Origin of the sequence: Acetobacter fabarum, assembly GCF_040702925.2 — a bacterium.
Lineage (GTDB): Bacteria > Pseudomonadota > Alphaproteobacteria > Acetobacterales > Acetobacteraceae > Acetobacter > Acetobacter fabarum_B.
The window spans coordinates 366,464-379,477 of sequence record NZ_JBFCXX020000001.1 but is presented as its reverse complement, the minus strand read 5'-3'; the positions used below and the strand labels follow the sequence as shown (position 1 = coordinate 379,477).

The window sequence follows — 13,014 nt, the reverse complement described above, 5'->3', positions numbered from 1 at the left end:
AATCATGAAATCTCGTGCAGCTGTTGCTTTTGCTCCTGGCGAGCCCCTTAAAATTGTGGAGATTGATGTCGCCCCCCCAAAAAAAGGGGAAGTGCTGGTCCGTATCACGCACACAGGGGTCTGCCATACGGATGCGTTCACCCTCTCGGGCAATGACCCGGAAGGGCTGTTCCCCTGTGTTCTGGGGCACGAAGGAGCCGGCGTAGTTGTGGAGGTCGGCGAAGGTGTAACCTCAGTCGCTCCCGGAGACCACGTTATTCCGCTTTATACGGCTGAGTGTGGCAAATGCGAGTTCTGTACCTCGGGTAAAACCAACCTGTGCATTGCCGTGCGCGAAACGCAGGGTAAAGGGGTTATGCCCGATGGCACCAGTCGTTTTTCATACAATGGTCAGCCTTTGTACCATTACATGGGCTGCTCCACCTTTAGTGAATATACGGTTGTGGCTGAGGTCTCGCTAGCCAAGATCAACCCCCATGCAGACCATGAGCATGTTTGCCTGCTCGGATGCGGTGTCACAACCGGTATTGGCGCTGTGCATAATACCGCCAAAGTACAGCCAGGTGACAGCGTTGCCGTTTTTGGGCTGGGGGGCATTGGACTTGCTGTCATTCAGGGCGCACGACAGGCAAAAGCTGGCAGAATTTTTGCCATAGACACCAATCCGGACAAGTTTGAACTTGCCACATCCATGGGGGCAACAGACTGCCTGAACCCATTGGATTATGACAAACCCATCCAGCAGGTCATTCTGGATATAACCCGATGGGGTGTGGACCATACTTTTGAATGTATTGGCAACGTAAATGTCATGCGCGCAGCCCTTGAATGTGCCCATCGTGGCTGGGGACAATCGGTTGTTATTGGTGTTGCAGGAGCAGGGCAGGAAATTTCCACCCGTCCATTCCAGCTTGTAACCGGGCGCACATGGAAAGGCTCAGCTTTTGGCGGTGTTAAAGGCCGCACCCAGCTACCCGGCATGGTGGAAGATGCCATGGAAGGCAAGATCGATCTTAAACCTTTTGTAACCCACACAATGGGGCTGGAAGATATCAACCATGCATTTGATCTGATGCATGATGGCAAGTCCATCCGGTCCGTTATTATTTACTGAGTCTGGCCTGTTTTTGTTTCTCCCGCTGTTTTCTTGTGAAACAATGGGAGAAACATCGCGTGCATCAGGCAGACAGCCTGCATGTGGATCGTCTGGCCGCATGCAGCAAAAAACTTCCCAGCACCAGCGCGACCATACCTACCCCAAGGGAAGGTAAAATTGCGTGTCCTCCAGCCATGGCGGCTAGCATGACAGGCGCAATGGCAATATTGGCATAACCAGCCACACGAAACAGCAATGGTTCACGCAGGCTTTCGCGCAAAATAAAAGCCAGCCCCATACAGAACAAAAAAACCGCATAATAAAGAAAAGATGCCTGCGCATAAGTTCCACCCAAGGGTAAAAACGGTGCGCATATAAATAAAATGGCAATACCCGTTATGCATCCTGTAAGACACCCTGTTGTCAGGCAGGCGAGTAACCATGAGGCTCTGGCCTGCTTACTGGATTTTCCCGCGTGCTGCTCCCGCTTTTGCCGCGCGACAATCCATAACCGGCAGCCAGTGTAAAATAAAAATGCTCCTCCCAACCCAAGGCAAAAATATCCCCATCGCACGGGAAGCCCGCCATAACTGCCAAAATGCAGTGCAATAAAAGCGGTTAATGCCGCAAATCCGGCAGATTGATGCCCTGGCAGATAATCTGCCGACAAAATTTTACCGTTTGCCGGGTCCACCGCAGCAAAACCATTAGAGACCCCAAGCGTGGGATAACGTTCGTCATGCCCGGTGACTCTGAGCATTGTCCGGCTTTTTCCCTTGCTGAACTGCGTCGTATATTCCAGTGTGTCTACAACAAAACCGGGAGCCTGCCTCTGTAACTCCGCCAGAACAGCCTGTGGTGACATCAGTCCCTCCAGACTGACGACATTGTGGAGGGCATTATTTTTACTTCTGCTCTCTGCATGGTCATGCTGTTGCATCAAGCCATGTTTCGCCCTTTGCCCCTGCTGGAACAATTTACCCTGTAGAGCAGAAATGGGTCCATGAAACGCAAAGACAAATGCGGTTATCGCCATAATAAAATGGAATGGCAGGGAAAAAAATCCCACAAGATTATGTAGATCCAGCCAGACTTTGCGCGTGGCAGTGCCGAGCCTGAGAGCAAACAGCATTTTTTTCAAAGCCGGTAAAAATGCAATAACGCCGGAAACCAACGCCAGAAAATAACCTGCCGCCACACACCCCATGGTGTAACGCGCCGCAGCATGTGGCAAAGGCAGGCCGATCTGTTCATGCAGTTGGTCAATAAAAAAAGGAATCCCGGATGGACGGCTAACAAGAGTGTGCAGATCTCCGTTGGAAGAGAGTGCGCCAAGCACATAATCCTGTGGACCATGGCCTCTGTGTGTTGGGTCCTGCGGCCACATAAGGCGCGCAGGGTGCGCATTATCCGGGTTAACCACTATAATATAATGTGTACTCGCATCCGGGTATTGGGAAAAAGCTTTTTGTAAAAGCTGTGGCATGTCAGCCAGTTCTACAGGTTTTGGCAAAGAGGGAACCGGTGTAAGCCAGACCTGTAAAGGCTGCTCAAACATGCTGATGGAGCCGGCGTAAAACGCGACGAACAGGAACAGACTACAGAGAATACCGACCCAGCTATGAACTTCCCGATAAACCTGCACAATGTCGGGGCGGATTTTCATGCTGTCGTAACTTTCGCCAGTATTTCAAACAGAGCCCAGACAAGTGTGGCCGCTCCCCCCAGCACGATCCATGCACGCAGGCCAGAACGAAACAGGAAACAGCTCCCCATAACGCCAAGCCACACCAGCACAGCCAGCCACATTAAAAACTGGGAGGAAACCGTCCGTGTTTCCCCCGTGGTGTGACACAGCAGCCCCACCACAGCCATGCAGCCAAAGGAGAATATAATTCCGGGCACCATGGCTGCCACCAGCTTGGCAGGCCATTGCCGGTTGGTCAGTGGCCGATCAGTCATGACCTTTTTTTCCCAGACTGAAGCACGACCGCAAGAAGGGGGAAAAAACTACAAACGATCATGAGAAGAAGCACGACCATAAAACAGGCGTTCTGCGTACTTTCCATGCTCCCAAGCAGGCAGACAGCCAGTACACCCAGCCCCGTGGCGGAAAAGCGGCAAAACCAAGGGTTGGGCCTGCACGTAAAAATGCACTGATGCCGGGATGAAAGGTAACACAGCACCCCACACAGCAGAGTGCACCCTCCAGCTCCAAACAGAAGCAGGGCGGACATCAACATCCTCCATGCTTCATACACACCATCAAACCCGTACCCTGTCTGCCAAGCCCCATGATTTATGCCTCGCTATGGGGTAGAGTGTGCCTGCCTGCCAGCCAGACCATGCCACTCCGCCAGAGATAACAGGGCTCCACCTGACCAGAGATCTGCCCCAGCCACTTCTGACGATCAGACACCGGCGATGCATCATGGCTGCTCCAACAAACCGTGCCAGCAAGGTCATGTGGCTCATAAGTCTACCCCACCACATCATGTGAATAGGGGAGGTATATGCAACTAATAATTACTGTCAACAAAATCCGTACAGCGCAACTCCGCGACTGACCCGTCCTGTTGTGTTTAGGACACAATCCGACATAAGTTCTGCTCAGTCATGTTATCTCTCAGCCTGACAATGAGAAGAACACGCCCCATTCCTGACGGGTCGAGCACGCGGATACTCAAGAGTAATCATGTTGCAACCCTAAGCAAACCGCCAGTTCTCTCATCCGACCTATGCAGGTTGCCCTGACTTTCAAAGTCAAGACTCAACCCAAGCGCAGCCCTTGCATGCACTATGGTGAGAATAAACTCGTCATCTTGGATATTCCGCTTGCCAGAAAGAAGTGCCATAGTTACCAGCACTTAAAAAAGAACAGGAGAACAGAACCCGGTGTACGCGGCGAGACATTTAATCTTTCCGATTATGTTTGGCTGCCTATTTGCTGCTCAAACTCTTCAGGCAGCACCGTATTCCGCCAGCGCGGATTTTGCTGAAGAACTCTCTAAAGCTGTAGGGGAGTCCTCTCCGCATGTTTTCTTTCCTAATGGAGACATAGCAGCACCCCTGCATATTCCCCCGGCCAAAAAGGCTCCCGTACCGGTGCCACAGGCCAAGGCCGTGCAGACCACCCCCGTACAGACAGCTTCTGTTACACCACTGCTCAAGGTGCCCGTGCCGGTTAACGCAGCACCAGCACCAGCACCAGCACCAGCACCAGCACCAGCACCAGCACCAGCACCAGCACCAGCACCAGCACCAGCACCAGCACCAGTCGTTGAGCTGGATGAAAAGCAGATACAAGCGGAAATAGACCGGCTCCGGAGTCTTTTTCAAAAAGACGTGCCCGCCGCATTTACCCCAACCATTACCCAAAAAGACACATGGCTGGCTCTGGCGCGTCAGCAGATCAGCCAGTCTGGTTACGCTATTCAGATCCCGCAGGCCGTGGTGGTTGCAGACCGCAACCCCTCCGTGCAGCGTGCCTGCGTTATTGTGGCCCGACCTGACACACCAGAATGGACCATTATTGGCTGCACACGCATATCCACAGGCACAATCGGCCGTAAACATCACTACATTACGCCCGTTGGTATTTTTACGAATACGGCAGAAAGACTAGGCTACCGGGCGCAGGGCACCAAAAATGAAAACGGGATCATGGGGAATGGCACCAAAGGTATGCGTGTCTGGGATTTTGGCTGGCAGGTTGCGGAAAAAGGGTGGCTCCCAAGTCGTGAACAAGGTCCGATCCGTCTGGAAATGCACGCGACCGACCCCGTGTTTCTGGAACGCAAGCTGGGGCATATGGCTTCAGCCGGGTGTATTCGCATTCCAGCCGCACTGAATATCTACATCGATAAAAATGGTCTGCTGGACTTGGAGTATGAGCGCAAGGCCGCAACCGACAAGCGTTTTCGTGCTCTTCTGCGGCCAGACAGAACACCATCCTCCCTTGCCGGAATGGCCGTTATTGTGGTGGACAGTGCATCTCCGCCCAATGTTACAACAGCGCAGGCCCCATCACCCAATCTTGTATCTGCCAGAATACCCAATTCGCCTATTCATTAGGCTGATCGCGGCCAAATGGCGCGTCTTTCTGCCATGTTGCAAACTGGTGGAACACACAGAGCGGGCCATATCTGATATGAGACACACATCACCCCTTTTTACGGGGTCCATGCCTCCATCACGCCAGCCAACGTCCCACCAGCTTTTTTCGGATCTTATAAGCCGCGCCCTTGCTCATGATCCGGTTCCTTACGGGCTTGTCTGGCCGTGCGAGGATCACGCTCTGGCAGGACCACTGGATGCCGCGCAAAAAGGTATCATCCGCCCTGTCCTGATCGGGGATGCTCCGCGTATTCAGGCCATCGCACGCAAAAACCAGATAGACCTGAGCCCCTACCAGCTCATACCAGCACCAACACCGGAAGCCGCCGCTCAAAAAGCTGTAGAACTGGCCCGGGTAGGCCATGTGCAGGGGTTGATGAAAGGCAGCCTGCATACAGATGCCCTCATGCATGCCGTGGTATCCCCCACCAATGGTTTATGCACGGGCCGCAGGATCAGCCATGTTTTTCTGCTTGCTGTTCCGGGTTATAAAAAACTGCTTTTTGTGACCGATGCCGCCATTAATATTTCGCCCGATCTTTCAACCAAGCGCGATATTGTTCAGAACGCCATAGACCTGCATACGGGGCTTGGGCTGGGAGTGCCCAAAGTGGCCATTCTCTCCGCTGTGGAAGTCATCAACCCCAAAATCCCCAGCACAGTAGATGCTGCAAGCCTGTGTAAAATGGCCGAACGCGGCCAGATAACAGGGGGGATACTTGATGGTCCCCTAGGCATGGACAACGCCATAGACCCCGAAGCGGCCAGAATAAAAAACCTGTCCTCCCCCGTTGCCGGGCAGGCGCAGATTCTGGTCACTCCAGACCTGGAGGCAGGGAATATGCTGGCCAAAAACCTGATCTTCATGGCTCAGGCGGACTCTGCTGGCATAGCACTTGGCGCCAAGGTTCCCATTGTGCTGACAAGCCGGGCAGACAGCGTGCAGGCCCGTCTGGCGTCCGCTGCCATTGGTGCGCTGTACGCCAGACATCTGGCGCAACAGAATGCCGCTTTTTAAATCGCCCAGCTTCGCGGAAAACCACCCATGTCAGACATTGTTCTTGTTTTCAATGCCGGGTCATCCAGCCTCAAGTTCACGGTTTTTCAGATCGGCCAGAACCCGCTCATACAAAAGCTGATCAAGGGACGGCTTGAGTATGATGCTGAAACATTTCATTTTTTTGCATCAGACCAGAACGATCAGCTTATTGAGCACACGACTTACCCACTCAGCCAGAAAAAACCGCTGGAGCATCTTCTGGACTGGCTGGCCGACCATGAGCAGGGTCAGCACAACATTGTTGGGGTTGGCCACAGGATTGTTCATGGAGGACCAGATTTTCTAGCTCCCGTACAGGTTACGCCAGGAATCCTGCGCCGACTGGAAGCCCTGACACCCTTTGCACCACTCCACCAGCCGCAGACCCTTGCTCCGGTCCACGCCATCATGGCCTATCGGCCCAACCTGCTCCAGATTGTCTGTTTTGACACGGCTTTCCACCGCACGATGCCAGAAATCGCCCGTCTTTTACCACTCCCACGCCGGTATGGAGAAAAAGGCATCTGCCGGTATGGCTTCCACGGTCTTTCCTACGATTTTCTAACCCAGCGCCTGCACCAGATCGACCCCGCACTGGCAAAGGGCCGCACTGTTCTGGCCCATCTGGGCAGCGGTGCCAGCCTGTGTGCATTAAAAGGGGGCAAAAGTGTTGAAACCACAATGGGCTTTTCCGCTCTGGACGGGTTAATGATGGGGAGCCGCTGCGGAATGATAGACCCCGGCGCACTGCTCTACATGATGCGGGAAGAAAAAGCGGACTGGGACACTGTGGTCAACACACTGTACCATCAGTCCGGGCTGCTTGGGGTTTCTGGCGTATCGTCTGACATGCGCGTTCTGCGCGAGCATATGGACGCGGAGCAGGACCCCACATTGCGGGAACATATCCAGCAGGCCCTTGCCTTATCCGCCTACCGGATTGTGGAAGAAACGGGCGCTCTTGCCGCCATTATGGGGGGGCTGGATGGTCTGGTCTTTACCGCGGGCATTGGCGAACACGACGCTCTTTTGCGTCAGGATGTCTGTCTGGCCCTGGGCTGGCTGGGTCTCAAGCTGGACCATAAGGCCAATGCGGACCATGCGAGCATCATCAGTTGTCCCGACAGTGCAATCCGCGTACGTGTTGAGCCAACCCATGAGGAACTGGTCATATGCCAGAACGTCCTGCCCTTTTTGCAGAACAGTCCATAACTACCCGGTTATGGAAGACGGAGCAGGCGGCAGGTTTTTCAGCTTTCGGTACAAGGTCGAGCGGCTTACACCAAGCAGACGGGCTGCCGGTGCAATCTTGCCCTGCACCATGGCCAGAGCCCCCTCTATGACCGTCCGTTCCGCCTCCTGAAAATCCGGCACACCGGCGGCTCTGGCTCCCAGATCAAAACAGACACTGGTCGCCTCCGGGTTGGCTATCCCCAACATGGAGCGTGCGGCGTAGGTCGCACCAACCACAATACGTTTGTCGTCCAGAGCGATCATGGGGAGGGATATGCCATCTCCTTCACCCAGCAGTAAGACCGTCCTGTTACGGAATGCTTCTAAAAAACTCCGTCGCTCCAGCCTCCGCGCAGCATCAACCAGCACGGCCTCCATCATCAGCGCCACTCGGCCAGAAGGGTCAGAACGAATGGAACTGGCATCCAGTGCTCCGGCAACATGGCCATCAGGCCCATAAAACGGCACGGCAGAGCAGGTCAGGTATCGCAAATTTGTACACCAGTGCTGGTCCCGGTGCACGGTCACTGGCTGCCCCTCGACCAGACAGGTCCCTATTCCATTGGTTCCGGCTACGGCTTCCGCCCAGTTGGCACCGGGCCACAGATGCCAGCGGCGGCACCCTTTTTCAGACGGAGGAGCGCCACGACGGGCAACAACTATACCCGCCGGGTCGGCCAGCAGAACATTATAATCCAGTGTGGAGACAATCCCATGCAGCCGGTCCAGTTCCGGGTCGGCTATTTTCATGGTCACTCCCATGCGCTCGCGTGCCTGCCGCAGTTCGGCCGAGCACAGAATATCCGTACCCAGCGTGGTATCTGTGGGAATGGCATATTGCTCCGCGCAACGACGCCATGAGTTGCGGAGCAGCGGGGGTAGCCCGGACCACACGCCAGAGGACAAAGTGAGTGAGTTCATGTGCGCCTGTCCGTCCACAAAAATGTATCTGGCGAGTATTACGTTTCGGATATGCGACACTTCGTCTTCTGCCATCTCAAATACACGTGAGCCGAGTTATCCTCTGGCTTCACCCTTTGGCATATCTCCCCATAACTGAGCGCATACCCGCTTCGCACTGTTTTTTCATGCTGAGTGGGGCGGAATAATTCCGTTATATCTTCCAACCCACACGGCAGTATCGCCCGGGGGCAGACATGCAGATTGCACACGATATTCTTCTGCGTTCCTACCGTTCCATGCGGACCATCCGCGATTTTGAAGAACGTCTTCACGTAGAGTTCGCTACCGGAGAAATTCCGGGATTTGTTCACCTGTACTGTGGTGAGGAGGCATCCGCCGTGGGTGTCTGCGCTCATCTGAGCGACACGGATACAATCGCCAGCACTCACCGCGGCCATGGCCACTGCATTGCCAAAGGGGTGGGCGTAGAGGGCATGATGGCCGAAATTTATGGGCGCAAAACCGGGGTATGCCACGGCAAAGGCGGGTCCATGCATATTGCGGACCTGTCTCTGGGCATGCTCGGTGCGAACGGCATTGTTGGGGGTGGGCCACCGCTGATCTGCGGCGCCGCCCTTTCGCACAAGGTGCTCAAGGATGGTGGCGTTGCCGTAGCATTTTACGGCGATGGCGCTTCCAACGAGGGCACAACGCTGGAAAGCCTGAATCTGGCCATGGTCTGGCAGCTACCCGCCGTTTTTGTCTGTGAGGATAACGGCTATGGCGAGGCAACAGGAGCATCCTACGCCTGCGCAGGCACACAAAAGGCGCGCGCAGCAGGCTTTGGCATGCCTTATTTTGACTGCGACGGCACGGATTTTTTTGCCGTGCATGAGGCCGCCGGGCAGGCCATAGCCCATGCACGCGCAGGTCACGGCCCGGTTATGCTGCATGTTCATCTGGCCCGCTGGTATGGCCATTTTGAAGGTGACGCCATGACCTACCGCGCCAATGGCGAAGTGGCCAGAGAAAGAAGCGAACATGACTGCTTACAGAACTTCCGCAAACGCGTCACGGAGACAAGCCTGCTCGACCTGTCTGCACTGGATGACATTGATACCAGCGTAAAGGACGAAATCGAGTCTGCCGTAAAAGCCGCCAAAAACGCCCCATTGCCTGAACCTGCCGACCTTCAGGCAGACGTTTACGTTTCTTACTGAGCCACGCGCAATACGGAGTATTCTCATGTCCAAAAAAAGCTTCCGTCAGGCCATTAACGAAGCCTTGCGTCAGGAAATGCAGCGTGACCCACGTGTTATTCTCATGGGGGAAGATATTGCAGGCGGGCAGGGTGGTTCTGCCGGTGTGGTAGACGCATGGGGCGGCGTACTGGGGGTTACCAAAGGGCTTTATACCGAATTTGGTGCCGAACGGGTGTTTGATACCCCCATTTCCGAGGCATCCTATATTGGCGCAGCCGTTGGAGCGGCCGCCACTGGCCTGCGCCCGGTGGCTGAACTGATGTTTGTGGACTTTGTTGGCTGCTGTCTCGACCAGATCATGAATCAGGCCGCCAAATTCCGCTACATGTTTGGTGGCAAGGCCCGCACGCCACTGGTTATCCGGGCCATGTATGGCGCGGGTTTTAATGCGGCTGCACAGCACAGTCAGGCGCTTTACCCGCTTTTTACCCATATTCCGGGGCTCAAGGTTGTTGTTCCATCATCCCCTTACGAAGCAAAAGGGTTGCTGATCGAGGCCATAAGGGATGATGACCCCGTGATCTTCCTTGAAAACAAGGTCATGTATGATGATGAAGAGGAAGTGCCCGATGAGCCCTATTCCATCCCGTTCGGGGAAGCCAATCTGACGCGGGAAGGCGATGATGTAACCATTGTTGCCTTTGGCCGCATGGTCAATTTTGCCAATGAAGCTGCCGACAGGCTGGAAAAAGACGGCATAAGCTGCACGGTTATAGACCCCCGCACCACATCCCCGCTGGATAGCGCCACCATACTGGAATGTGTGGAAGACACGGGGCGGCTGGTCATTGTCGATGAATCAAGCCCCCGCTGCAACATGGCAACAGATGTGGCTGCACTGGTGGCCGAACAGGCGTTTGACGCGCTCAGGGCCCCCATACGTCAGGTTGTGCCCCCGCACACGCCGGTCCCTTTCGCTACCGTGCTGGAAAAACTCTATCTCCCCGATGCCGCCCGCATTGAATCGGCGGTTCGCTCCGTCATGGCCTATAAAAAAGCAAAGCAGGATGCCTGAGCAATGACAGACCTTATTACCCCAATTACAATGCCCAAGTTTGGTCTGGCCATGACCGAGGGGAAAATTACAAGCTGGAACATTCCCTCCGGCGCACAGGTGGAAGCCGGGCAGGAAATTGCAGACATAGAAACCACCAAAATCACCAATGGTTACGAAAGCCCGGCCTCTGGCACGCTACGCCGCCAGATTGCAACGGAGGGAGAAACCCTGCCCGTAGGTGCTCTTTTGGGTGTTCTGGCCGAACCTGCCGTGAGCGATGCGGATATTGATGCATTTATTGCAAAGTTTCAGGCTGATTTTTCATCCGACAGCGCTGCCGACACGCAGGCTGATCACGCAGAACCCATTATGATCAGCGTTGGAGATCTGACACTCCGTGTGCAGGAAGCCGGGCAGGGTGATGCTACTCCTGTCCTGTTCATCCATGGTTTTGGTGGGGACCTGAGCAACTGGATGCTCAACCAGAATGCTCTTTCCACCGACCGGCGTACGCTCGCTTTTGACCTGCCCGGCCACGGAGGGTCATCCAAAAACGTGGGGGATGGAACCCCCGCAGGCTTTGCGGCAACAACTGCGGCTTTGCTGGATAAGCTGGAAATCACGAGCGTTCATGTTGTTGGTCACTCACTCGGAGGGGCTATTGCACTGGAGCTTGCCAAAACCTGCCCGCAAAAAGTGGCATCTCTTTCCCTCATTGCGCCAGCAGGTTTGGGGCAGAGCATTAATATGGATTTCATTGAAGGGTTTATCTCCGCAGATCGTCGCAAAACGCTTGAGCCTGTCCTGAATTATCTGGTACATGATAAAACCCTGATTTCTCGCAAAATGGTTGAAGACATTATCCGCTTCAAACGTCTGGATGGAGCACTTCAGGGCTTGCAGACAATTGCCAAAGCCTGCTTCCCCAATGGCAGGCAGGCGGAGGACCTCAGGCCCGTTCTGACCAGTTTCGCCGGGCCAGCCCAGATCATCTGGGGGGAGGCGGACGAGGTTCTCTCATCCAATGATGCCAAAAACCTGCCGGATACCATACCCGTAACCCTGCTCCCCCAGACCGGCCATATGCCCCAACTGGAAAAAGCAGCGGACGTAAATGCAGCACTCATAAAGTTTGCAAAATAAATCACAGCTTTTTTCCCTTGCAGCTCTATTTTACTGCAAGGGATTTTTGGCCGGTCTTTTAAGGCCCTGCCATAGCTGACCTCTCAAAACATGTGCACTGAGCATTCTGTTCCAGGAATGAGACAGTTTTTATAGCTTGAGGACACAGCCGCGTGAACTCATACGGTTTCCAACTATATTATATCTTCTTATTTTATATATCTCTTCCAAAAGCCCAGCCTCCATGCAGCGCAACGGTTGGCGATCAGGACAGATTATTCAATAACCCCAACACGCTGCGCCTGTTTTTACAACGGCAGCCTCCTTGATGGAGATCCTTCATGCTGTTTGGCAAAAAGCCGAAGCGGCTCCTGCTGACCTTAAGTCTGTATGGAGCCAGCATGCCTTTATTAACACCCGGCCTGTCCTATGCAGCGGATATTACCCTGGGGATCATTGGTCCGCATGAATATGACCTCCCCGTGGACTACAAGCCATTTAACGTACTGGTCCAGTATGGGAATGGTAACGCGTCGGGCAACACCTATAACAGCACCGGCCAGCGTGTACCTGCCCATGGAGGAAGCCATACATGGTCCGGACTCACCAAATACGTGCATTTTCGCACATTTGACGCGCTCCCGCATGTTGGCTTTGCTTTTGAGGTCATCCAATCTGAAAACTATACTCTGGCAGGCGGCACAAATTACGGTGGGCTGGGGGGCACAATCGTAGGGCCTGCTGCGTGGTTTAAACCCAATACACACAGCACTCTTGGTTTTCAGACATTCCTGCAAACACCTTCGGGCACACGGGATACTTTGGCCACGGGGTACTGGGCCAATATATCAAGCATTATTTTTGATTATGAATGGAAGCATTTTAGCTTTGACGGCGATATAGGCACTGTTGTTGGTTCAACAAAACATAAAACCAGCCAACATAGCTATTCACCCGGCGTTGTTTTTTACAGCAATTTACGGTTTAGCTGGAAAGCGACAAAACTGATCGAGCCTTACTTTGCCTTTGACTGGCAGAATGTTGGCGGAACATATGACCAGAGCATCCATTCAGACCTGAGTAACTCCAACAGTCGGGAAATAGCCCCCGGGCTGGGCGTTATGTTCAATATCAGCCGGACAATCAGTTTTACGGCGCGTTACGCACATTCCATAGAAGGCCGCAACACGCCGGAAACAAACGCTTACTACGTAAAATTCCTCTACCTGTGGCCATAGTACAGAAT

At 54.0% G+C, this 13,014-nt stretch carries 11 protein-coding genes; 8 read left to right on the top strand and 3 right to left on the bottom strand.

The features are described 5' to 3' along the window. Positions 1-4 precede the first annotated feature (4 nt). Positions 5-1,114 carry an S-(hydroxymethyl)glutathione dehydrogenase/class III alcohol dehydrogenase gene (locus AB2L51_RS01765; protein WP_395580865.1) on the top strand — a complete coding sequence of 370 codons (1,110 nt, stop codon included), beginning with the start codon at positions 5-7 and terminating at the stop codon, positions 1,112-1,114. A gap of 64 nt (positions 1,115-1,178) precedes the next feature. On the opposite strand, the gene AB2L51_RS01760 is transcribed toward AB2L51_RS01765, so the two are convergent. After that, positions 1,179-2,762 (bottom strand): PepSY-associated TM helix domain-containing protein, encoded by a 1,584-nt coding sequence (locus AB2L51_RS01760; protein WP_395580864.1) that lies wholly within the window; start codon positions 2,760-2,762, stop codon positions 1,179-1,181. Continuing rightward, entirely contained in the window at positions 2,759-3,058 is a 300-nt protein-coding gene (locus AB2L51_RS01755; protein WP_395580863.1) for a hypothetical protein, read from the bottom strand. The genes AB2L51_RS01760 and AB2L51_RS01755 overlap by 4 nt, the downstream gene beginning before the upstream one ends. Positions 3,059-4,024: 966 nt before the next feature. On the opposite strand from AB2L51_RS01755, the gene AB2L51_RS01750 reads away from it, so the two are divergent. The 3 genes from AB2L51_RS01750 (at position 4,025) to AB2L51_RS01740 (ending at position 7,463) form a co-directional block, all read left to right on the top strand. Further along, entirely contained in the window at positions 4,025-5,170 is a 1,146-nt protein-coding gene (locus tag AB2L51_RS01750) for a L,D-transpeptidase (RefSeq protein ID WP_400920475.1), read from the top strand. A gap of 76 nt (positions 5,171-5,246) precedes the next feature. Beyond that, a complete protein-coding gene (locus tag AB2L51_RS01745; RefSeq protein ID WP_395580861.1) occupies positions 5,247-6,230 on the top strand; it encodes a bifunctional enoyl-CoA hydratase/phosphate acetyltransferase in 984 nt (327 codons plus the stop codon). Positions 6,231-6,257: 27 nt separating this feature from the next. Further along, positions 6,258-7,463: an acetate/propionate family kinase gene (locus AB2L51_RS01740; RefSeq protein ID WP_395580860.1), complete on the top strand. Its 1,206-nt coding sequence runs from the start codon at positions 6,258-6,260 to the stop codon at positions 7,461-7,463. On the opposite strand, the gene AB2L51_RS01735 is transcribed toward AB2L51_RS01740, so the two are convergent. Then, positions 7,464-8,405, bottom strand: coding sequence for a GAF domain-containing protein (locus tag AB2L51_RS01735; RefSeq protein WP_395580859.1), 942 nt, complete (start codon positions 8,403-8,405; stop codon positions 7,464-7,466). It lies immediately after the preceding gene. Between the two features lie 236 nt (positions 8,406-8,641). Between AB2L51_RS01735 and AB2L51_RS01730 the strand changes: the two genes are divergently transcribed. The 4 genes from AB2L51_RS01730 (at position 8,642) to AB2L51_RS01715 (ending at position 13,006) form a co-directional block, all read left to right on the top strand. Continuing rightward, entirely contained in the window at positions 8,642-9,607 is a 966-nt protein-coding gene (locus tag AB2L51_RS01730; RefSeq protein WP_395580858.1) for a thiamine pyrophosphate-dependent dehydrogenase E1 component subunit alpha, read from the top strand. A gap of 25 nt (positions 9,608-9,632) precedes the next feature. Beyond that, positions 9,633-10,664 (top strand): alpha-ketoacid dehydrogenase subunit beta, encoded by a 1,032-nt coding sequence (locus AB2L51_RS01725; RefSeq protein WP_395580857.1) that lies wholly within the window; start codon positions 9,633-9,635, stop codon positions 10,662-10,664. Between the two features lie 3 nt (positions 10,665-10,667). Further along, positions 10,668-11,789, top strand: coding sequence for an acetoin dehydrogenase dihydrolipoyllysine-residue acetyltransferase subunit (locus tag AB2L51_RS01720; protein ID WP_395580856.1), 1,122 nt, complete (start codon positions 10,668-10,670; stop codon positions 11,787-11,789). 380 nt (positions 11,790-12,169) lie between these two features. Then, positions 12,170-13,006: a transporter gene (locus tag AB2L51_RS01715; protein ID WP_395580986.1), complete on the top strand. Its 837-nt coding sequence runs from the start codon at positions 12,170-12,172 to the stop codon at positions 13,004-13,006. Positions 13,007-13,014 lie beyond the last annotated feature (8 nt).